This is a genomic window from Ensifer sp. PDNC004 (assembly GCF_016919405.1).
Classification (GTDB): domain Bacteria; phylum Pseudomonadota; class Alphaproteobacteria; order Rhizobiales; family Rhizobiaceae; genus Ensifer.
On record NZ_CP070353.1, the window covers coordinates 720,055 to 738,311 of the forward strand.

Sequence of the window (18,257 nt, forward strand, 5' to 3'; positions counted from 1 at the left end):
ATAGTGTCTGGTTGGCCGCTGCAAGCATTGGGGGCCGTATATCACTACTGGAGCCACAGAGGACGAAATGGGAACGGTCATGCAATTTCCGGGAATGCGCAGCGATATGGCTGTGCACGCCGCTGAAGTCTCAAAAATCCTCAGGACACTTGCCAACCGCAATAGGTTGCTGATTGTGAGCGCCTTGCTCGAAGGCGAGCATTCTGTCGCAGCGCTCGAGGAAATGCTGGGCATTCGCCAGCCCACGCTTTCGCAGCAATTGACGGTGTTGCGGGATGCCGGCATTGTCTCGACCCGTCGGCAGGCCAAGCAGGTTTTCTATCGGCTCAGTCACGACAAGGTGGCGCGTCTCGTCGGCGCGCTCTATCAGATCTTCTGTCGGGATGGTTCTAAAGCATGAATGAATACGGGAATGCGCTGGCGGGCGGGCTGTTGATTGGCCTGTCTGCGGCGATCCTGATGGTCGCCAATGGCCGGGTGGCCGGCATCAGCGGCATAGCAGGGCGCCTGCTGCAGGGCGTACAGGCTTCGTCGGGCGCATTGTTCGTGCTGGGGCTGATCGCCGGACCGGTGTTGTACCGCCTCGTCTTCGATGCCTGGCCGTCTGTGACCGTGACGGCCTCCTGGCCGCTTCTCGTGGCTGGCGGCCTGCTGGTGGGTTTCGGCTCGCGCATGGGCTCGGGCTGCACCAGCGGTCATGGCGTCGTCGGGCTTGCGAGGCTGTCGCGCCGCTCGATCGCAGCGGTCGCCACCTTCATGGCAGCGGCGATCGTCACCGTCTTCGTTGCGGGTTTCTTCGCATGAACAGCGTCTTGCTCCGCCTTGCCGCGACGCTCGTCTCAGGCGTCGTATTCGGGTTCGGTCTTTCGCTGTCCGGCATGCTCGATCCGGCCCGCGTGCGTGCATTCCTCGACGTGACCGGCAACTGGAACCCCAGCCTTGCCTTCGTGCTCGGCGGGGCCGTCTTCGTTTCGGCGCTCGGCGTTCTCGTGACGCGCCGGCTGAAGCGTCCGCTGTTCGACGAGACCTTTCATCTGCCCAACAACCAGGTCATCGACCGGCGACTGATCGTCGGCTCGGCGATCTTCGGCGTCGGCTGGGGGCTGGTCGGGCTTTGCCCGGGTCCGGCGCTCGCCTCGCTGTCGCTTGGCTTGCCGGCAACGGTGCTCTTCGTGGTGGCAATGCTGGCCGGGATGCTGGTCCATGACCGGCTGGTCGACCGCAAGCTCCCGAGGCAGACAACGGCCGGAGCGGGCACCGATACGCGACTGTCTCAGCCGCGTTGACGCACAGTCATCTTGTTTTTTCATTCCAGCCGGCTGCAAATCGGAATGAATTGTCCCATATAGGGCGGGACCTCAAGACTCTGCCCCTGCTTCCGGATCAGTTTTCATGGCGCCAATCGTTTCCGTTTCCAATCTGTCGAAGACCTATGCCTCCGGCTTCAAGGCGCTGAAGGGCGTCAGCCTCGATATCGAGGAGGGCGAGATCCTGGCGCTGCTCGGGCCGAATGGCGCCGGCAAGACGACGCTGATCTCGATCATCTGCGGCATCGTCAATCCGAGCGGCGGAACGGTGATGGTCGGGGGCCACGATGTGGTGCGCGATTTCCGCAAGACCCGCGCGATGATCGGGCTCGTGCCGCAGGAGTTGACCACCGACGCCTTCGAGACCGTGTGGAACACCGTCTCCTTCTCCCGCGGGCTGCACGGCAAGAAGCCGAACCCCGCCCATATCGAGAAGGTGCTGAAGGACCTGTCGCTCTGGGACAAGAAGGACAACATGCTGCGCGAGCTTTCGGGCGGCATGAAGCGACGCGTGCTGATTGCCAAGGCGCTGTCGCATGAGCCGCGGATACTGTTTCTCGATGAGCCGACGGCCGGCGTCGACGTCAACCTGCGCAAGAGCATGTGGGACGTGGTCGAGCGGCTGCGCGCCTCGGGCGTGACGATCATCCTGACGACGCACTACATCGAAGAGGCGGAAGAAATCGCCGACCGCATCGGCGTCATCAATGGCGGCGAGATCCTGCTGGTCGAAGACAAGGCTGCGCTGATGTCGAAGCTCGGTCGCAAGCAGTTGCGCATCGATCTCGCCCATCCGCTGGACGGCGTGCCCGAGGTGCTTTCGGGCTACAACCTGACGCTCGAAGGCGATGGCCATTGCCTGATCTACGATTACGACACCAGCGCGGAGCGGACCGGGATCACCACCCTGCTTGCCGCCCTGGCCGAGGCCGGCATCAGGCTCAAGGACATTTCCACGCGGCAGAGTTCGCTGGAGGACATTTTCGTCGAAATCGTGGGGGCAGGGCGATGAACATCGAAGCGATCAAGTCGATCTATTTCTTCGAGATGGCCCGCACCCGTCGCACGCTGCTGCAGAGCGTGGTGTCGCCGGTCATTTCCACCTCGCTCTATTTCATCGTCTTCGGGGCGGCGATCGGCGGACGCATCCAGGAGATCGACGGCGTCTCCTATGGCGCCTTCATCACGCCCGGCCTGATGATGCTGACGCTGCTGACGCAGTGCATCGGCAACGGCTCCTTCGGCATCTACTTCCCGAAATTCACCGGCACGATCTACGAGGTTTTGTCCTCGCCGGTCTCGATGGTCGAGATCGTGCTCGGCTATGTTGGCGCGGCGGCGACCAAGGGGATGATGATCGGTACGATCATTCTGCTGACGGCGTCGCTCTTCGTCGACCTGACCATCGCTCATCCCTTCGTGATGGTCTTCTTCTTCGTGCTGACGGCCATATCCTTCAGCCTGTTCGGCTTCATCATTGGCATCTGGGCCAAGGATTTCGAGCAGCTGAACCTGATCCCGATGCTGGTGATCCCGCCGCTCGTCTTCCTCGGCGGCAGCTTTTACTCGATCAAGATGCTGCCGCCCTTCTGGCAGGCGGTCAGCCATTTCAACCCGGTGCTTTATCTCATCAGCGGTTTCCGCTGGAGCTTCTTCGAGGTCTCCGACGTCAGCCCGATCTTCAGCGCCGTGATCATCGTCGCCTTCCTGACGGTCTGCATGTCGGTGCTCGCCTGGATCTTCCGCACCGGCTACCGCCTGAGAAACTGACGGCCGCCGGTCGTCAGTGTGTCGGCGCCGGCACAGCTCCGCTGGCATAGGCTATGATTGTGCTGGCGACGGCCATCGCAAGCAGCGCCTGAAGAATCGTGATTACGACGTGGAGGAACGACCGCACGGCGGAAAGCCCGAGGTCGGCCATGAACCAGCGCGTTTCGGCGACGATGTACCAGACGATCGAGGCGACGACGAAGACGACGCCGGCGGAGGTGAAGGCGTTGTGCCCGGCAAGCAGCAATTGGCCGCCGAGGCTGATCGCAAAAGCGAAGGGCGCGGTGACATAGCATTGGCTGAAGAAGGGCGGACGCAGCGTCTCGCGTGTCAGCTTCGCACCCTTGCTGCGCAGGAGCTTCACCGCCATCAGCAAGGGTAGAATGCTGAAGGCGACGGCGCGAAACATCAGCAGGTTGGAATCGGAGGCAAGGAGCGACGTCGCGGTCCACGGAACAGCCTGCCTGACGAGGCCAAGCTCCAGCGCGTGTGCCAGAAGCAGCGTGATCAGCAGAAAGAGCGGTGGGCTCAGCGCATCCGAATACTGGTCCTGAAGCTCGTCGCCGAGCTCGACGTCGGCATAGCGCATCATCGCCTGCGGGTGTCGCAGCGTGCGCCAAAGGGTCAGCGGATAGAACAGCAGCCAGCAGACGAGCTCGTAGAGCAGCTCTTCGATCGACTTCAGCAGTCGCATGAAATCCATGAGCGGCTCCTCTGCCAGGATTGATCGGGCCGGAGCAGTGACCGGCCGGATGTGCGGTCAGTCGCGCAGGCGCAACTCGTCGGTGCGCATCTGCAGCATTTCCAGCGTCGACAGGAAGCTCATGCCAAGCAGGCTCTGGTCGAGCTTGCCTTCGGCTGCAACGGTCGCACCGATGTTGCGGCGCGTGATCGGGCCGATCGAAATCTCCTGAAGCATCACCGGGGCTGCCTGCGCGCGGCCATTGGCAGTCATGACGGTGACGATGTAATTGAGGTTGCCCGGGTCGAGGCCGATCTTTTCCGCATCTTCATAGGTGAGCGCGATGCTGCTGGCGCCGGTATCGACCAGCATGCTGATGTCCTTGCCGTCGACCGTCGCGGTGGTCTCGAAATGACCGTTCAGCATCTTCTGCAGCACCACTTCCTGCTGGCCTTCGCTGTCGGTGATGATGGTGGCGCGGCCGGGGATCAGGCCGGCGAGCAGGCGGTTGCCGAAGCCCTGCAGCTCGAAGCGGTAGACATAGGCCGAGACCAGCGCCAGAACGACGAAGAGCCAGATGGCGATCTGGCGCAGCCCTTCGCCGAAGCGGTGGCGGCTTTGCAGGATGCCGGCGCCGATCAGCGTGGCGATGGCGCCGAGCGAAACCAGTTGTCCGAACTGGTCGTTGGCAAGCCCCATTGTGCGGCCGGTGTCGTGGTTGACGATCAGCAGGACGAGACCGATGGCTAGGATGGAGAGCAGGATGGCAAGACGGGTCATGCTTCGCCGCGTTCCCTCGCCATGCGCGTGCGCCGGGTTTCACGCCGCGGTTTGCGCTCGACGGTCTCGAGGCGCTGAGGCAACGCGCTCATGATCGCCCGGCGTTCGGCATCGGTATAGAGCGTCCAGCGGCCGACTTCGTCGCGGGTGCGGCCGCAGCCGAAACAGTAGCCGGTCTTGTCATCGATCGAACAGACGAGAATGCAGGGAGATTCCATGGGCGTGCTCAGTTTTCCCTTGATATATCGATGTTTCAAACCGTCAGCGCAAGGGCACCGAGTACGGCGATTTCGGTCAGTTGCTGCGTGGCTCCGATCGTGTCGCCCGTTTGTCCGCCGATCTTGCGCATTGCCAGCCGAGCAAAACCCTTGACGGTGGCAAGGAATGCGACGAGCGCTGCGACGAGGCCGAGCGCTGGAACCTGCGCAAGATAGAAGAGCAGCATCGCGACAAGAACGCCCGAGGCGAGCGCGAAGCGCGTGGCCGTCGGCTCGGGCGCGCCGGCTGCTGCCGCGACACCGCCGCTGCGTGCCGGCGGTAGCGACGACCAGTGCCAGACCATGGCGGCGCGGCTGAGGCACGCGGCACCAAGGATGGCCATGGCAGCGCCGAGCGGTGAAAAGAGCGGCAGGATCGAGGCGAGCGCCGAGACGCGCAGACCGAAGGAGAGGATCAGGGCGACGGCCGCATAGGTGCCGATGCGGCTGTCCTTCATGATCGCAAGCGCCGCGTCGCGGTCGCGGCCGCCGCCAAAGCCATCGGCGGTGTCGCCAAGCCCGTCTTCGTGCAACGCGCCGGTGACAAGCGCCTGGATGGCGACGACGACAAAGGCGGCAAAGAGCGAGCTCACCTGCAGCGCCACGAGGCCCATGGCGACGGCGGCCGACGGCAAGGCGATCAGCAGGCCGGCGAGCGGGAAGGCGCGCACGGCGCGGCTCAAGCGCCCGTCATAGCCTTCGAAATGGCGCGCGGGCATGGGGATGCGGCTCAAGAAGCCGATCGACCGCGCCACATCGTCACAGAAATCGCCAACGAAGCCCATGGCTCCTCCAAGGTTGCGGCCATTGAGCCGGCCTCTGCCAAACTCGCCGACTGCGGCGAGTCTCGCAAGCCGGACGGGCCCGCCGGTGCGTACCGGCCACACTTTTCCAAGACCTTTCACCGGCCGCCTGCAACCGCTGACGGATCGAGGCGGCGACGCCGATTGACGCAAATGTCGTTGCCCGAATTTTCAGCGACCTCTATGAGGGGCGTAGATAGAGCTTCACGATGATGCAAGGATTCCTCCCATGAGTGCCAGCGGCCTGCCGTTTGATGACTTTCGCGAATTGTTGCGCAACCTGCCGGGCCCGGATGCGGCCGCGCTGGTTGCCGCACGGGAGCGGGACGCCCAGCTGACGAAGCCACCCGGCGCGCTCGGCCGCCTTGAAGAAATCGCCTTCTGGCTTGCCGCCTGGACCGGCAAGGCGCCGGCCGTCAACCGGCCGCTGGTGGCGATCTTTGCCGGAAACCACGGCGTCACCCGTCAGGGCGTGACCCCGTTCCCGTCGTCCGTCACCGCGCAGATGGTCGAGAACTTTGCTGCCGGCGGTGCTGCGATCAACCAGATCTGCGTCAGCCACGACCTCGGGCTGAAGGTCTTCGACCTGGCGCTCGAATATCCGACCGGTGACATCACCGAGGAAGCGGCACTTTCCGAGCGCGATTGCGCGGCGACCATGGCCTTCGGCATGGAGGCAATTGCCGGCGGCACGGATCTGCTGTGCATCGGCGAAATGGGCATCGGCAACACCACGATCGCGGCCGCGATCAATCTCGGCCTTTATGGTGGCACGGCCGAGGAGTGGGTCGGCCCGGGCACCGGCTCCGAAGGCGAGGTGCTGAAGCGCAAGATCGCTGCCGTCGAAAAGGCCGTGGCGCTGCATCGCGACCACCTGTCCGATCCGCTCGAACTGATGCGCCGCCTCGGCGGCCGCGAGATTGCGGCCATGGCCGGCGCCATCCTGGCGGCGCGTGTGCAGAAGGTGCCCGTGATCATCGACGGCTACGTGGCGACCGCCGCGGCCTCGATCTTAAGGGCAGCCAACCCGTCCGCGCTCGACCATTGCCTGATCGGCCATGTCTCGGGCGAGCCGGGGCATCTGCGCGCAATTGAGAAGCTCGGCAAGACGCCGCTGTTGGCGCTCGGCATGCGGCTCGGCGAAGGCACGGGTGCGGCGCTCGCCGCCGGCATCGTCAAGGCGGCAGCCGCCTGCCACAGCGGCATGGCGACCTTTGCCCAGGCCGGCGTCAGCAACAAGGAATAGTGAAGTTTCGGCCGATCTTTGCAGGAAGACCGGCCGGTTTCTGTCCAAGGCCTGTCACGGGCGCGACGCCGTCGTGTGCCGGGCCTTGATGGATGCGTCCTTCTCGCCTATCCAAAGCGCAAATGCGCGCCCTAGCTATAGTCCTTGGGTGCCTGCAACCGAAACCGCCTTGCATTCGCCTCAATCACGATGTCGAAGCAAGCATAGTTTCAAGCCCTGTCGAGACGAAATGGACGCCAAGAACACCACGCACCGCATTGGACAGACGGGTCCTGTCGAAAAGCAGACCGGCATTCGGCATCTGTTTGCCGCTGCGAGCTATTCGCTCGGCGGCGCCAAGCGGCTGATCGGCGAGGCGGCCTTCCGCCATGAGCTGATCGCCTTTGCTGCTGCGATGGTCGCTTTCATCGTCGTCGGCGCAACCTTCTTCCAATATGTGGCGATGGCGATCCTCTTCCTGCTGATGATGGCCTTCGAGGCGATCAACACGGCCATCGAGGAAATCGTCGATCGCGTTTCTCCCGAAATCTCGGAAATGGGCAAGAACGCCAAGGATCTCGGATCCTTCGCCTGCCTCTGCCTGATCGTCGCCAACGGCGTCTATGCCGCCTATGTCGTGATCTTCGACGGCTTCATGAACTAATCGGCCAGCCGGCCGGCGCCTTCACCCGATAGAGCACGTGCGGACGCAGCGGGTTGCCCACGGGCACCGTGACGTCGTCGAAGTCCTCGGCCGGATCCGTGCGCATGCCCAATCGTTCCATCAGTGCCCGCGACGGCTGGTTGATGCGCGAGGTGTAACCGATGACCTCGGCAAGGCCGAGTGCGCGCCACGCATGGTCCAGGCAGGCGCTCGCCGCCTCCAGCGCATAACCCTGCCGCCAGTGGGCGCGGGCGAGGATCCAGCCGATTTCGACATGCGGACCGCCGGGGATTTCGTCTCCGGCCTCCGAAAGGCCGAGACCGCCGATCAGCGCCCCATCGGACTTGCGTTCAACGGCGACGAAACCGAAGCCGCGGTCTGCGAGGTGACGGGTGCAGTCGTCAATCATCGCTGCCGTTTCGTCGTGCGTCAGAATGGCCGGATAGTAGTAGCGCCGGACTTCGGGATCGGCATTCGCAAGCGCAAAGGGCGCGATGTCGCGTTCCTCCCAGGGCCGAAGCCTGAGGCGTTGCGTTTCGATGCGCATGGATCAGGCGAAGCTCTTGCGGCGGCGAACCGGGGCTGAGACATCCTCGATCGCCGGCAGGCTTTCGAGCACGCGGCGGGCCGGCAGGATGGCGATGGCTTCAGTGCCTTCGCGCAGCTTCGAGCGCAGAATGAATTCGCCATTGTGCTTGGCAAGGATGGCTTGGACGATCGGCAGGCCGAGGCCGGTGCCCTGTTCAGCGCTCTTGATGGCGATCGAGCCCTGGCCGAAAGCTGAGAGCACGATCGGAATTTCCTCTTCGGGAATGCCGGGGCCGTTGTCCTTGATCGAGAGATACTGGCCGCCGCCGGCCGTCCAGCCGACCTTGAAGGTGACTTCGCCGCCGGTGTTGGTGAACTTCACGGCATTTGACAGCAGATTGAGAATGACCTGGCGCATCGATTTTTCGTCGACCCAGACCGAGGGCATGCCGTGTTCGAACTGCTGGTGGATCGTGATGTTCTTGGCGCGGGCCTTCAATTGCACCATGCCGATGCAATCCTCGGCGATATCGACGAGGCTGACTGAATCCTCGTTGAGATCGTAGCGGCCAGCCTCGATGCGCGACAGGTCGAGGATCTCGTTGATGAGGTTCAAGAGATGCTCGCCCGAGCGGTGGATGTCGTTGGTGTATTCCTTGTAGGTCGGGTTGCTGAGCGGGCCCAGAACCTCGGTCGACATCACCTCGGAGAAGCCGAGAATGGCGTTCAGCGGCGTGCGCAGCTCGTGCGACATGGATGCGAGGAAGCGCGACTTGGCGAGGTTGGCTTCTTCAGCGCGCCGGCGGGCTTCGTCGGACATCGACTTTGCCACTTCGAGTTCCGCGATCAGGTCGTCCTTTTCCGACTGAACGGAAAGGATGTGAACGCTTGCGCGGTTCATCCGGTCCGTCATCAGCACCAGGAAGAGCAGCGACAGCGAGATGATGCCGGTGAGGCCGACATAGATGGGGTCGCCGGTCGTGAGCGATGCGAAGGCGAGGGCGGCGACGACCGGTGCGAACGTGTAGAGGAGCGCGTTGCGCAGCAGGAACGTGCCCATGGCGGTCGCAGCAAGCGCGACCAGCAGCACCGTACCCTCGAAGAAGCCGAAGCGCACATTGCCGCAGCTGGCACAATCCTGCGCCACGAAGGTCGCCCAGCAGAGGCCCATCAGCACCTGGCCGAGCAGGAAGCGGCGACGCCAGACCGGAACCTTCTCGGCGCTCATGTCTTCCCGGCGTGCCTTACGCGCAAAGAAGAGCGTGACGGCATGGGCCGAAAGCGTCATGACCGCCCAGAGGACGAAGCCGAGATTGCCGGAGAGGTAGATGCCGACCGCTGTTATCAGCGCGACGAGCACCGGGATGGCGATCGCGCCATGCAGCGCACTGTCGATGTAGAGATTGAGCATCTCGCGCTCGAAGCCCGAAGGCACCGACGAGCCCGTCTGCAGCCGTTCGCGCGTTGCGCGGACCGTCCTCGAAACAGCCTTGTTTCGATGGCTACGCGATTTGTCGACGATAATCTTATCGGTCGATGTGCTGGCAGCGATACTCATGCTCATATGCGACGGTTGCGATTGCGTTGCAGTCTAGTGAGCAATCCTTAAGAAGTTGCTGCGGTGCGTGAAGGATTCGACAACCATTGTGGCGCAGCCGTGTTCAAGGGCGCAACAGATCGTGCTGCATGTGAGATTCCTTCTCTAATCTTTTGGAATCGACCATGTTTATGATGCGCTGGTCTGTCAGGCACCGTGCGGGCAAACGAGGTTAGGGCAGGCGTGAAATTCGGGCGGACGACATATCGGTTTCCCAGGGGCCGCGGCAGGTCCCGCGGTCATGCGCCGTCCGGCGGACGTCGCGGCATGGCCGGCGGATGGATCATTCTTCTGCTGCTTGCGATCGGCGCCTTTTTCGCCGATCGGCTGCCGGTCGGAGAACGATCTTCGACCGGTTCAGCACGGGGCGCGGCGATTGCGAGCGACGGCGACAGCCTGCGGATCGACGGGAAGCGCGTCCGCATCGAGGGCATCGATGCGCCGGAACTCGGCCAGACCTGCAAACGCGACGGTGTTGCCTGGGATTGCGGCCGAGAGGCGCGCGACCGGTTGCGGGCGCTGATATCGGCGGGCGACGTGCGCTGTCGTTTTCACGGCCGCGACAAATACGGCCGCGAGCTTGGTATCTGCGATGCGGCCAGCCGCGATGTCGGGCGCGAAATGGTGCTTTCGGGTTATGCGGTGAGCTACGGACGCTATGAGGCCGAGGAGGCAAGGGCAGAACGCGAGCAGCGTGGGCTCTGGGCCGGCCAGTTCGTGAAGCCGCAGGAGTGGCGTCGGACAAACGGTCATCCCGACGAGGGGCCGCACCTGATTGATGGCTGGCTTGCCGCGATCCGCGGTTGGCTGCTCGAGCGCCTGACCGCACTCTTTTCCGGTATCGCCGATGCCTGACGACCGCATTGCTCAACTCGAACGGTTGCGGGCAGACATTGCCGCCTGCCGCATCTGTCGCGACAATCCGCAGCGTGGCGAGGCCGACCGGCTGCCGCACGAGCCGCGGCCGGTGGCGGTGATCTCCACTGCCGCGCGCATCCTGATTGCCGGGCAGGCGCCCGGGCTGCGCGTGCATGACAGCGGCCTGCCGTTCAACGATGCGTCCGGCGACCGGCTGCGGCAGTGGCTGGCCGTCGATCGCGAGGCTTTCTACGATCCGGATAAATTCGCGATCGTGCCGATGGGCTTCTGTTTTCCGGGCTATGACGCCCATGGCAGCGACCTGCCGCCGAGGCGCGAATGCGCGCCGCTCTGGCGCCACCGGGTAATGGAGCAGATGCCGCAGGTGGAGCTGGTGCTGGCGATCGGCCACTATGCGCAGCGCTGGCACATCGGCCCGGACTGTCCGAAATCGATGACCGAGACGGTGAAGGATTGGCGGCGCTACGCCATGCGCAACGCTGTGCCGGCGATCCTGCCTCTGCCGCATCCAAGCTGGCGCAACACCGGCTGGCTGAAGCGCAATCCCTGGTTCGAGGCGGACGTGCTGCCCTTTCTGCGCGAACGTGTTTCCGTTCTCGCGAACTGAAACAATTTTCTTTATCTTCACTAATTTCGCGCTATAGAGGGAAAAATAATTCGAGAGGGACTCTCATGGATCGCCTAGACCGCAAAATCCTGCGCCTGCTGCAGGAGGATTCCACGCTGGCCGTTGCCGACCTTGCCAAGAAGGTCGGGCTTTCGACCACGCCGTGCTGGCGGCGCATCCAGAAGATGGAAGAGGACGGCGTCATCCGCCGTCGCGTCGCGCTGCTCGATCCGGTGAAGATCAACACCAAGGTCACGGTCTTCGTCTCGATCCGCACGAATTCCCACTCGATGGAGTGGCTGCGCCGGTTCTCCGAGGTGGTGTCCGAATTTCCGGAAGTGGTCGAGTTCTACCGCATGAGCGGCGACGTCGACTATTTGCTGCGCGTCGTCGTGCCTGACATCGCGGCCTATGACGCCTTCTACAAGCGCATGATCGCCAAGATCGAGATCCGCGACGTCTCCTCCGTCTTCGCCATGGAGCAGATCAAGTATACGACCGAGCTGCCGCTCGACTACATGATGATCGACCAGGCGAAGTCCAGCGAGGACTGACCTCAGCTAAGGCTCAGGCGAGGCCAAGCCTTGCCAGGATCTTTTCGTTCGACAGTTCGCGAACCGCGTCCTTGCCCGTCCAGCGGGCGGCGCGGTTTTCGCTTTCCGCCAGTTTCTTAGCCAGTGTAAGTGCCGGGCCGTGGCAGGCGGCATTGCGCTTGCCGATCTGCCGGAGCGCCCAGTTGACCGCCTTCTTGACGAAGTTGCGATCGTCGCCGGAATGCTGCTCGATCAACGGTAGCCAGGCGAGAAGCGTTGCGTCCGGCTCCTTCTTCAGGTGAACCGCAGCCGTGGCGATCATCGCAAAGGCGATGCGGCGGACGAATTCCCGTTCGTCGGCGGCAAACTCCGGGATCAGTTCGCGTTCGAAGCGTGCGTCAATGAAAAGGTCGGCGACGGTATCGACGACTTCCCAGGAATTGCAGTCCTCCGCCCAGCGGCGCGCCTCGTCGAGCGTCAACACTTGCGGATTGGCGGTGAAGGCGGCCAGGATGCGCGCCTCGCGAATGCCGGACTGCCAGAGCTCCAGCGCACGGCTGTGATCAGCTTTCACCAGCCGGGTGATCTTGTGCAGTTCGACATTGGAGAGCCCGATCGCGCTATCGGTGACGATGCCGAAACGTGCCATACCGGGGAGATTGTCCTTGGAGCCGAGTGACCGCAGATGAGCGATGATCTCGTCTGCGGTCGAGGAGGGGCCGAGGCTCACTTTTCGAGGCGGGCGAGCAGCGAGGACGTATCCCAGCGATTGCCGCCCATTTCCTGCACATCGCCGTAGAACTGGTCGACCAGCGCCGTCACCGGCAGCTTGGCGCCGTTGCGGCGGGCTTCGGCGAGCACGATGTCGAGATCCTTGCGCATCCAGTCGACGGCAAAGCCGAAATCGTACTTGCCGGCGTTCATGGTCTTGTGGCGGTTTTCCATCTGCCAGGAGCCGGCCGCTCCCTTGGAGATGACGTCGACGACCTTCTCGATGTCGAGGCCGGCCTTCTTGCCGAAATGAATGCCTTCGGCGAGCCCCTGGACGAGGCCGGCGATGCAGATCTGGTTGATCATCTTGGTGATCTGGCCGGCGCCGGCCGGGCCCATCAGGCCGACCATGCGGGCAAAGGCTTCGATGACCGGCTTGGCGCGATCAAAGGCGGCCTCGTCGCCACCGCACATCACCGTCAGCACGCCATTTTCGGCACCCGCCTGGCCGCCGGAAACCGGGGCGTCGATGAAGTGAGCGTTGCGGGCCTTGGCCGCCTCGTAAAGTTCGCGGGCGACCTCGGCGGAGGCCGTGGTGTTGTCGATGAAGACGGCATCGGCCTTCAATTTCTCGAAGGCGCCGTCCTTGCCGGTGGTGACTGAACGCAGGTCGTCGTCATTGCCGACGCAGCAGAAGACGAAATCGGCGCCATCGGCAGCTTCCGCCGGCGTACTTGTCGCGCGACCGCCGAACTCGGCCGCCCATTTCTCGGCCTTGGCGAAGGTGCGGTTATAGACCGTCAGCTCGTGCCCGCCGCGGACCTTGAGGTGGCTGGCCATGGGGTAGCCCATGACGCCGAGACCGATGAATGCAACCTTTGCCATTTTCCGAATACTCCCATTGCTTTCGCCTTGGTGTAGCCGATGGCGCGGGTGCGGAAAAGAGAGAAGGGAGCATCGTGCGATGCTCCCTTCTCATGATGCCGTCATGGCCCAATCAGGGCTTGAAGCGTGCGACCACCAGATGTCCGGCAATCGGCTCGCCTTCTTCCAGGCGAACCGTGATGTCGCCGACTTCGACGATCTCGAAGCCGGTGGCGGCGAGGCGGTCGCGCAGGTAGCTCTCGGCATGGGCGAAGCGCTGGTGCGGGCCGACCATGAAATCGCGGCCGGAGAAGGTTTCCGCGGGCAGCGTCTCGCTGGAGAAGATCAGCAGGCCGCCCGGCACGAGGTTGTCGACGGCGCCGAAGAACAGCGCCTCGAGCGCGCCCATATAGGGAAGCACGTCGGTGGCGACGATCAGGTCGAAGGGCTCGTCGTCATTGTCGTCGAGAAAGTCGACCGCTTCGGCGACGTAGAGCGTCTCGTAGAGGTCTTTCTCATGGGCGATCTCGACCATGTTTTCGGAGAGATCGACGCCGGTGATGTCTTCGGCCATGTCGCGAAGCGCGCCGCCGGTCAGCCCCGTGCCGCAGCCGAGGTCGAGCACGCGGTCGAACGGCCCGAGCTCAAGCGCCTGCAGGCGCTGGCGAACGAGCAAGGGCACGCAGTAGCCGAGCTGGTCGACGAGCACGTTGTCGAAGACTTCGGCATGCTGGTCGAAGAGCGTGGCGACATAGGCGTCGGGCGCCTTCACAGGCGTTTCGCCGCGTCCCATCGAGGCCAGCCGCACGGCAGCGCCGCCGTGGTCTTCCGGATCGAGCGCCAGCACTTCGTGATAGGCGTCGGCGGCGGCATCGAACTTGCCGGACTTTTCCAGGGAAAGGGCGCGGTTATAGGCCTCGGCCAGCGCTTCCTCGTCGATTTTCGTGCTTTTCTGGGTCATGGGCGCTTCTTACGTCCGCAGCCGGTCTTTGGCAATCGCCGTCGGCGAAAGCTTTGCGGCGGCAGGTCGGGCGTGCCTGTGGCCAGTGGCAGGATTTCATTGATCTTTTGAACGAAAAACGTCGCCATGCGGCGTCATCGGGATTTATCGGCGACAGGAAAGGAGTCATCATCGCAAGCATAAGAAAAGACGGGAGGAATGCCGATGTCCGCCGAGCTTGGGCCGCTGATCTTGAGCGCCGAAACGAAGGAGCCGAAAGGCCCGCCTTTGCCGCAGACGTCGCAGGAACAGATCAACGCCGTGGTGCATTATTATCGCGGCGAGATGGGGCGCATGGCCGGCTGGCGCGACCGCATTGACCGGACGTCCAACTGGGCAATCACTGTCGTTGCAGCGCTGCTTTCGGTCTCACTATCGACGCCGTCGTCGCATCATGGCGTGCTGCTCTTTGCCATGCTGCTGATCACGCTCTTGCTTCTGATCGAAGCCCGGCGCTATCGCTTCTTCGACGTCTACCGCGCCCGGGTGCGGCAACTGGAGCGCGGCTACTTCGCCCAGATCCTGGCGCCCGACGGCACGCCGAACCTCAATTGGGCGGCGTCGATCGCCAAGAGCCTGCGCAAGCCCGCCTTCCTGATGAGCTACCGGGAAGCGGTCTGCCGCCGGCTGCAACGCAATTACTGCTGGATGTACCTGATCCTGCTGCTCGCCTGGGCGCTGAAGATTTCGTCGCCGAAGATCTCCACCAATGGCGAGCCTTTCGGCCACGTGCGCTCCTGGATGGACGTCGCCCAGAATGCAGCCCTCGGTCCGTTGCCCGGCTGGCCGGTGATCATCGGTGTCGTGCTGTTCTATGGGGTGGTGCTCTACGGCTCGCTGCACAAGGAGCCGCACGAGGGCGAACTGGCGCATGGGGAGGTGCATGTCTGAAGGCGCCGGGCGTCACGTCTCGCCGGTCTCGAAGACAGAGAGCGATCACCAGTGAAGCTCTCAGTGCAGAATGAACTCGCCCTTCAGTGCGCGCCATTCGGTGGCCGAGATCAGCTTGCGGTGCACGTAGCGCACCGAATGCAACGGCCCGTCGAGCTTCTCTTCCCAGAATTTCAGGAAGCTGCGCATTTCCGGGAATTCCGGTGCCAGGTCGTAGTGCTGCCAGATGTAGGTTTGGAGGAAGGCCGGATGGTCGGGCAGGTGGTAGAGGATCTGCGCCGTCGTCAGTCCGTAGCCCTTGAGCTGAAGTTCCATCTCGTTCGTCATGTGGACCTCACTTCTCGCAAAGGTTGGTCTCTATGATGAAACGCCTGATTTGTTAATCAAGGGCTAATATTTGTCCCGAATTGAAACTTTCTCGTGAAATAACAAAAGCTTGGCAGCCTCTCTTTGGGAGTGCTGCCAAGCCTGTTCGAAATCGACGTAGAAAACCTAGCGCTTCAGATGGCGCGTCAGACGCGCTTCCAGCAGGCTCCAGATGTTGCGCAGGATCTCGACCATGATGAGGTAGAGAATGGCTGCCCAGATATACATCTGGAAATCGAAGGTGCGGGAGAAGGCGTAGCGTGTTTCGCCCATGAGATCGAAGACGGTTACGATTGCGACGATCGCCGAGCCCTTGATCATCAGGATGATTTCGTTGCCGTAGGGGCGCAGCGCCACGATCATCGCCTGCGGCAGGATGATCTTCCAGAAGGCGACGCGCTGGGGAAGGCCGAGCGCGTCAGCGCCCTCGCGTTGGCCGCGCGGCACGCTCTCGATCGCGCCGCGCAGGATTTCCGCCTGGTAGGCTGCGGTGTTGAGCGTGAAGGCGAAGATCGCGCAGTTCCAGGCGTCACGGAAGAACCACCACAGGCCGACCGCTTCGAGCTGCGGGCGGAAGCTGCCGAGGCCGTAATAGATGAGGAAGAGCTGTGCCAGCAGCGGCGTGCCGCGGAAGAAGTAGACATAACCGTAGGCGAGCCACGACAGGACCTTGTTCTTCGACATGCGGGCAAAGGCGATCGGCAGCGACAGGATGGCGCCCATGACGATCGAAAGGCCGACCAGCGTCAGCGTGACGCCGAGGCCGTTGATGAAACGCGGGCCGTACTTGGCGAACTTGTCCGGATCCCAGCCGCCGACCACGGTCAGGAAGATGCCGACGCCGAGCGCCAGCCAGATGCCGAGCGCAACGCTGCCGACGAAGCGGGTGAGCGTGTAGGGCTTCGCCGGAACCGGCGGCGGCGCCTGCGGCGGGATCATCGTTGCAACGACACTCATCGGCCCATCTCCGCACGTTTGGTTCGCCGTTCAATATAGGAGAAGACGATCGAGGAAATCATCGCGAGGATCAGGAAGAGCACGCAGGCAACACCGTAGAATTCGAAGGCCTGCTTGGTCACGCGGGCGGCAATGCCGGTCTGACGCAGGATGTCCGTCAGGCCGACGACCGAGACGAGGGCCGTGTCCTTGAGCAGCGCCATCCAGAGATTGCCGAGGCCGGGCAGGGCGATGCGCACGAGCTGCGGCAGGATGATGAGGCGCATGGTGCGGCCGCGATGCAAGCCAAGGGCGTCACCGGCTTCGTATTGTCCATGCGGGATGGCCTTGAAAGCCGACAGCAGCACCTCCGAGCAATAGGCGGAGAAGACGACGCCGAGTGCGATCATGCCGGCGAAGAAGGCATTGATCTCGACCGGACCGTTGTAGCCGAGCGATGCCAGCAGTTGTTGAACGAGGATCTGCAAGCCGTAATAGACGATGAAGAGCGTCAGCAGTTCGGGCAGGCCGCGGAAGATCGTCGTGTAAATGTTCGACGCGAGCCGAACTGTGCGCTCTTCGGACTGTTTGCCGAGCGCGATGAAGAAGCCGATCAACAGGCCGACGGGCAGCGTTGCGATGGCAAGGCTCGCGGTAATGACGAAGCCGTGGGCGATATCGTCACCCCATCCGGTGTCGCCGCAGGCGAGAAGCGTGCCAGGTGCGAGCCAGGTAAAGACCCCGACCGGGCCGCAGAATGGATCGACGATCGATCCGATCCAGGAGAGGATGGAATAGAAGCCGGCAAACAACCCGCTCATGTCAGAGATTTCCCCTTTTGCGCTGTTTTTATGCGTATCGATCGCGCTTTGTTTTAGGCACTTGTCAAACAAAAACGGCGGAAGGGCAAGCCATCCGCCGTTGCAATTTTCGCATCAACCGACGTTTTTCCGGCATGATTCACTAGGAAATCGCACCGGAAACAGTCAATCAGCTGCCGTAAACGTCGAATGGGAAGTACTTTTCGTTGATTTCCTTGTACTTGCCGTTGGCGCGGATCGCTTCGATCGCCTTGTTGAACTTCTCGCGCAGCGCATCGTCGCCCTTGCGGACCGCGATACCGGCGCCGTCGCCGTTGATGACGGGGTCGATCGGCAGGGTGCCGAGCAGCTTGCAGCAGGCGCCGTCAGCAGTCTTCAGCCATTCCGAGAGCACGACGACGTCGTCGATGACCGCATCGATACGGCCGTTGGCGATGTCGAGCTTGTACTCGTCAGCCGTCGGATAGAGCTTGATTTCGGCACCCTTCATATGCGCTTCGGCATAGTTGGAATGGGTGGTCGAGCCTTGCGCGCCGAGCGCCTTGCCCTGAAGGGCGGCTGCGGTTGCCTCGGTGATCGGCGAATCCTTCGGCACGACGATTGCCGGCGGGGTGTTGTAGTACTTGTTGGTGAAGTCGACCTTTTCCTTGCGCTCGGCGGTGATCGACATGGACGCGATGATGGCGTCGAACTTCTTGGCGATGAGCGCCGGAATGATGCCGTCCCAGTCCTGCGTCACGAAAGTGCACTCGGCCTTCATTTCCACGCACAGCGCCTTGGCGATGTCGATGTCGAAGCCCGTCAGCGTGCCGTCCGCTTCCAGGTTGTTGAAGGGCGGGTAGGCGCCTTCCGTGCCGATCACGACCTTTTCGCCGTCGGCCATGGCCGAGCCTGCCATGAGCACGAAAACGGCAGCCGATGCGGCGGCTGCCAGCCGCTTGGAAATACGCATGATAGTCCTCTCTGTTGGTCGACATCCGGCATTGTTGTTTTTCGCGGATGCCAATTTCAGCCGGGGCGTCTGCCGCCGGTTGTG

At 62.9% G+C, this 18,257-nt stretch carries 24 protein-coding genes; 11 read left to right on the top strand and 13 right to left on the bottom strand.

Annotation, left to right across the window (positions count from 1 at the left end; all coding sequences use genetic code 11):
- Nucleotides 1-67: 67 nt before the first annotated feature.
- The 5 genes from JVX98_RS11485 (at nucleotide 68) to JVX98_RS11505 (ending at nucleotide 3,077) form a co-directional block, all read left to right on the top strand.
- Nucleotides 68-400 carry a metalloregulator ArsR/SmtB family transcription factor gene (locus JVX98_RS11485; protein WP_043626019.1) on the top strand — a complete coding sequence of 111 codons (333 nt, stop codon included), beginning with the start codon at nucleotides 68-70 and terminating at the stop codon, nucleotides 398-400.
- Entirely contained in the window at nucleotides 397-804 is a 408-nt protein-coding gene (locus JVX98_RS11490; protein ID WP_205238667.1) for a YeeE/YedE family protein, read from the top strand. Before JVX98_RS11485 ends, JVX98_RS11490 begins: the two co-directional genes overlap by 4 nt.
- Complete coding sequence (locus JVX98_RS11495; protein WP_192446303.1) at nucleotides 801-1,286, top strand: YeeE/YedE family protein; 486 nt, start codon at nucleotides 801-803, stop codon at nucleotides 1,284-1,286. Before JVX98_RS11490 ends, JVX98_RS11495 begins: the two co-directional genes overlap by 4 nt.
- 106 nt (nucleotides 1,287-1,392) lie before the next feature.
- On the top strand, nucleotides 1,393-2,319 hold the full coding sequence (locus JVX98_RS11500; protein WP_205238668.1) for an ABC transporter ATP-binding protein: 927 nt from the start codon (nucleotides 1,393-1,395) through the stop codon (nucleotides 2,317-2,319).
- Complete coding sequence (locus JVX98_RS11505) at nucleotides 2,316-3,077, top strand: ABC transporter permease (protein ID WP_192446301.1); 762 nt, start codon at nucleotides 2,316-2,318, stop codon at nucleotides 3,075-3,077. The genes JVX98_RS11500 and JVX98_RS11505 overlap by 4 nt, the downstream gene beginning before the upstream one ends.
- A gap of 13 nt (nucleotides 3,078-3,090) precedes the next feature.
- Here the strand turns inward: JVX98_RS11505 and JVX98_RS11510 are convergent, their stop codons facing one another.
- Genes JVX98_RS11510 through JVX98_RS11525 form a run of 4 tightly spaced genes read right to left on the bottom strand, consistent with a single transcriptional unit; the run spans nucleotide 3,091 to nucleotide 5,581 of the window.
- Entirely contained in the window at nucleotides 3,091-3,780 is a 690-nt protein-coding gene (locus JVX98_RS11510; protein ID WP_246765002.1) for a permease, read from the bottom strand.
- Nucleotides 3,781-3,837: 57 nt separating this feature from the next.
- The gene (locus JVX98_RS11515) at nucleotides 3,838-4,539 is read right to left on the bottom strand and encodes a TIGR02281 family clan AA aspartic protease (RefSeq protein ID WP_205238669.1); all 702 of its coding nucleotides are present in this window, start codon (nucleotides 4,537-4,539) and stop codon (nucleotides 3,838-3,840) included.
- Entirely contained in the window at nucleotides 4,536-4,757 is a 222-nt protein-coding gene (locus JVX98_RS11520) for a DUF1289 domain-containing protein (RefSeq protein WP_043626030.1), read from the bottom strand. Before JVX98_RS11520 ends, JVX98_RS11515 begins: the two co-directional genes overlap by 4 nt.
- A 35-nt stretch (nucleotides 4,758-4,792) precedes the next feature.
- Complete coding sequence (locus JVX98_RS11525; RefSeq protein ID WP_205238670.1) at nucleotides 4,793-5,581, bottom strand: adenosylcobinamide-GDP ribazoletransferase; 789 nt, start codon at nucleotides 5,579-5,581, stop codon at nucleotides 4,793-4,795.
- Between the two features lie 247 nt (nucleotides 5,582-5,828).
- Between JVX98_RS11525 and cobT the strand changes: the two genes are divergently transcribed.
- Nucleotides 5,829-6,845 carry a nicotinate-nucleotide--dimethylbenzimidazole phosphoribosyltransferase gene (gene cobT, locus JVX98_RS11530; protein ID WP_043625456.1) on the top strand — a complete coding sequence of 339 codons (1,017 nt, stop codon included), beginning with the start codon at nucleotides 5,829-5,831 and terminating at the stop codon, nucleotides 6,843-6,845.
- Nucleotides 6,846-7,074: 229 nt separating this feature from the next.
- A complete protein-coding gene (locus JVX98_RS11535) occupies nucleotides 7,075-7,488 on the top strand; it encodes a diacylglycerol kinase (RefSeq protein ID WP_043625459.1) in 414 nt (137 codons plus the stop codon).
- On the opposite strand, the gene JVX98_RS11540 is transcribed toward JVX98_RS11535, so the two are convergent.
- A complete protein-coding gene (locus tag JVX98_RS11540; protein ID WP_205238671.1) occupies nucleotides 7,478-8,035 on the bottom strand; it encodes a GNAT family N-acetyltransferase in 558 nt (185 codons plus the stop codon). The genes JVX98_RS11535 and JVX98_RS11540 overlap by 11 nt on opposite strands.
- A 3-nt stretch (nucleotides 8,036-8,038) precedes the next feature.
- Nucleotides 8,039-9,574, bottom strand: a complete 1,536-nt coding sequence (locus JVX98_RS11545; RefSeq protein WP_205238672.1) for a HAMP domain-containing sensor histidine kinase — start codon at nucleotides 9,572-9,574, stop codon at nucleotides 8,039-8,041.
- A 306-nt stretch (nucleotides 9,575-9,880) separates the two neighbouring features.
- On the opposite strand from JVX98_RS11545, the gene JVX98_RS11550 reads away from it, so the two are divergent.
- From JVX98_RS11550 to JVX98_RS11560, 3 genes are all read left to right on the top strand, one after another.
- A complete protein-coding gene (locus tag JVX98_RS11550; protein WP_205238673.1) occupies nucleotides 9,881-10,468 on the top strand; it encodes a thermonuclease family protein in 588 nt (195 codons plus the stop codon).
- Complete coding sequence (locus tag JVX98_RS11555) at nucleotides 10,461-11,099, top strand: uracil-DNA glycosylase family protein (RefSeq protein ID WP_192446295.1); 639 nt, start codon at nucleotides 10,461-10,463, stop codon at nucleotides 11,097-11,099. Before JVX98_RS11550 ends, JVX98_RS11555 begins: the two co-directional genes overlap by 8 nt.
- Nucleotides 11,100-11,164: 65 nt before the next feature.
- The gene (locus JVX98_RS11560; protein ID WP_034795162.1) at nucleotides 11,165-11,653 is read left to right on the top strand and encodes an Lrp/AsnC family transcriptional regulator; all 489 of its coding nucleotides are present in this window, start codon (nucleotides 11,165-11,167) and stop codon (nucleotides 11,651-11,653) included.
- A 13-nt stretch (nucleotides 11,654-11,666) separates the two neighbouring features.
- On the opposite strand, the gene JVX98_RS11565 is transcribed toward JVX98_RS11560, so the two are convergent.
- The 3 genes from JVX98_RS11565 to JVX98_RS11575 form a co-directional block, all read right to left on the bottom strand.
- The gene (locus JVX98_RS11565; RefSeq protein WP_205238674.1) at nucleotides 11,667-12,362 is read right to left on the bottom strand and encodes a DNA alkylation repair protein; all 696 of its coding nucleotides are present in this window, start codon (nucleotides 12,360-12,362) and stop codon (nucleotides 11,667-11,669) included.
- Nucleotides 12,359-13,228 (bottom strand): NAD(P)-dependent oxidoreductase, encoded by an 870-nt coding sequence (locus tag JVX98_RS11570; RefSeq protein ID WP_205238675.1) that lies wholly within the window; start codon nucleotides 13,226-13,228, stop codon nucleotides 12,359-12,361. Before JVX98_RS11570 ends, JVX98_RS11565 begins: the two co-directional genes overlap by 4 nt.
- Before the next feature lie 112 nt (nucleotides 13,229-13,340).
- Nucleotides 13,341-14,168 (bottom strand): class I SAM-dependent methyltransferase, encoded by an 828-nt coding sequence (locus tag JVX98_RS11575; protein WP_205238676.1) that lies wholly within the window; start codon nucleotides 14,166-14,168, stop codon nucleotides 13,341-13,343.
- A gap of 204 nt (nucleotides 14,169-14,372) precedes the next feature.
- Between JVX98_RS11575 and JVX98_RS11580 the strand changes: the two genes are divergently transcribed.
- On the top strand, nucleotides 14,373-15,098 hold the full coding sequence (locus JVX98_RS11580; protein ID WP_192446291.1) for a DUF2270 domain-containing protein: 726 nt from the start codon (nucleotides 14,373-14,375) through the stop codon (nucleotides 15,096-15,098).
- Nucleotides 15,099-15,158: 60 nt separating this feature from the next.
- Here JVX98_RS11580 and JVX98_RS11585 read toward each other — a convergent pair whose 3' ends face one another.
- From JVX98_RS11585 to JVX98_RS11600, 4 genes are all read right to left on the bottom strand, one after another.
- Nucleotides 15,159-15,425, bottom strand: a complete 267-nt coding sequence (locus JVX98_RS11585; protein ID WP_043625476.1) for an usg protein — start codon at nucleotides 15,423-15,425, stop codon at nucleotides 15,159-15,161.
- Between the two features lie 165 nt (nucleotides 15,426-15,590).
- Complete coding sequence (locus tag JVX98_RS11590; RefSeq protein ID WP_205238677.1) at nucleotides 15,591-16,421, bottom strand: ABC transporter permease; 831 nt, start codon at nucleotides 16,419-16,421, stop codon at nucleotides 15,591-15,593.
- Entirely contained in the window at nucleotides 16,418-17,221 is an 804-nt protein-coding gene (locus tag JVX98_RS11595) for an ABC transporter permease (protein ID WP_205238678.1), read from the bottom strand. The genes JVX98_RS11590 and JVX98_RS11595 overlap by 4 nt, the downstream gene beginning before the upstream one ends.
- A gap of 169 nt (nucleotides 17,222-17,390) precedes the next feature.
- Nucleotides 17,391-18,173 carry an ABC transporter substrate-binding protein gene (locus tag JVX98_RS11600; RefSeq protein ID WP_034795139.1) on the bottom strand — a complete coding sequence of 261 codons (783 nt, stop codon included), beginning with the start codon at nucleotides 18,171-18,173 and terminating at the stop codon, nucleotides 17,391-17,393.
- Nucleotides 18,174-18,257: the final 84 nt, after the last annotated feature.

What these genes read in the sequence shown, in the direction of transcription:
- JVX98_RS11485 (WP_043626019.1), top strand. Translation starts at nt 68, where the DNA reads ATGGGAACGGTCATGCAATTTCCGGGAATGCGCAGCGATATGGCTGTG.
- JVX98_RS11490 (WP_205238667.1), top strand. Translation starts at nt 397, where the DNA reads ATGAATGAATACGGGAATGCGCTGGCGGGCGGGCTGTTGATTGGCCTG.
- JVX98_RS11495 (WP_192446303.1), top strand. Translation starts at nt 801, where the DNA reads ATGAACAGCGTCTTGCTCCGCCTTGCCGCGACGCTCGTCTCAGGCGTC.
- JVX98_RS11500 (WP_205238668.1), top strand. Translation starts at nt 1,393, where the DNA reads ATGGCGCCAATCGTTTCCGTTTCCAATCTGTCGAAGACCTATGCCTCC.
- JVX98_RS11505 (WP_192446301.1), top strand. Translation starts at nt 2,316, where the DNA reads ATGAACATCGAAGCGATCAAGTCGATCTATTTCTTCGAGATGGCCCGC.
- JVX98_RS11510 (WP_246765002.1), bottom strand. Translation starts at nt 3,780, where the DNA reads ATGGATTTCATGCGACTGCTGAAGTCGATCGAAGAGCTGCTCTACGAG.
- JVX98_RS11515 (WP_205238669.1), bottom strand. Translation starts at nt 4,539, where the DNA reads ATGACCCGTCTTGCCATCCTGCTCTCCATCCTAGCCATCGGTCTCGTC.
- JVX98_RS11520 (WP_043626030.1), bottom strand. Translation starts at nt 4,757, where the DNA reads ATGGAATCTCCCTGCATTCTCGTCTGTTCGATCGATGACAAGACCGGC.
- JVX98_RS11525 (WP_205238670.1), bottom strand. Translation starts at nt 5,581, where the DNA reads ATGGGCTTCGTTGGCGATTTCTGTGACGATGTGGCGCGGTCGATCGGC.
- cobT (WP_043625456.1), top strand. Translation starts at nt 5,829, where the DNA reads ATGAGTGCCAGCGGCCTGCCGTTTGATGACTTTCGCGAATTGTTGCGC.
- JVX98_RS11535 (WP_043625459.1), top strand. Translation starts at nt 7,075, where the DNA reads ATGGACGCCAAGAACACCACGCACCGCATTGGACAGACGGGTCCTGTC.
- JVX98_RS11540 (WP_205238671.1), bottom strand. Translation starts at nt 8,035, where the DNA reads ATGCGCATCGAAACGCAACGCCTCAGGCTTCGGCCCTGGGAGGAACGC.
- JVX98_RS11545 (WP_205238672.1), bottom strand. Translation starts at nt 9,574, where the DNA reads ATGAGTATCGCTGCCAGCACATCGACCGATAAGATTATCGTCGACAAA.
- JVX98_RS11550 (WP_205238673.1), top strand. Translation starts at nt 9,881, where the DNA reads ATGGCCGGCGGATGGATCATTCTTCTGCTGCTTGCGATCGGCGCCTTT.
- JVX98_RS11555 (WP_192446295.1), top strand. Translation starts at nt 10,461, where the DNA reads ATGCCTGACGACCGCATTGCTCAACTCGAACGGTTGCGGGCAGACATT.
- JVX98_RS11560 (WP_034795162.1), top strand. Translation starts at nt 11,165, where the DNA reads ATGGATCGCCTAGACCGCAAAATCCTGCGCCTGCTGCAGGAGGATTCC.
- JVX98_RS11570 (WP_205238675.1), bottom strand. Translation starts at nt 13,228, where the DNA reads ATGGCAAAGGTTGCATTCATCGGTCTCGGCGTCATGGGCTACCCCATG.
- JVX98_RS11575 (WP_205238676.1), bottom strand. Translation starts at nt 14,168, where the DNA reads ATGACCCAGAAAAGCACGAAAATCGACGAGGAAGCGCTGGCCGAGGCC.
- JVX98_RS11580 (WP_192446291.1), top strand. Translation starts at nt 14,373, where the DNA reads ATGTCCGCCGAGCTTGGGCCGCTGATCTTGAGCGCCGAAACGAAGGAG.
- JVX98_RS11585 (WP_043625476.1), bottom strand. Translation starts at nt 15,425, where the DNA reads ATGACGAACGAGATGGAACTTCAGCTCAAGGGCTACGGACTGACGACG.
- JVX98_RS11590 (WP_205238677.1), bottom strand. Translation starts at nt 16,421, where the DNA reads ATGAGTGTCGTTGCAACGATGATCCCGCCGCAGGCGCCGCCGCCGGTT.
- JVX98_RS11595 (WP_205238678.1), bottom strand. Translation starts at nt 17,221, where the DNA reads ATGAGCGGGTTGTTTGCCGGCTTCTATTCCATCCTCTCCTGGATCGGA.
- JVX98_RS11600 (WP_034795139.1), bottom strand. Translation starts at nt 18,173, where the DNA reads ATGCGTATTTCCAAGCGGCTGGCAGCCGCCGCATCGGCTGCCGTTTTC.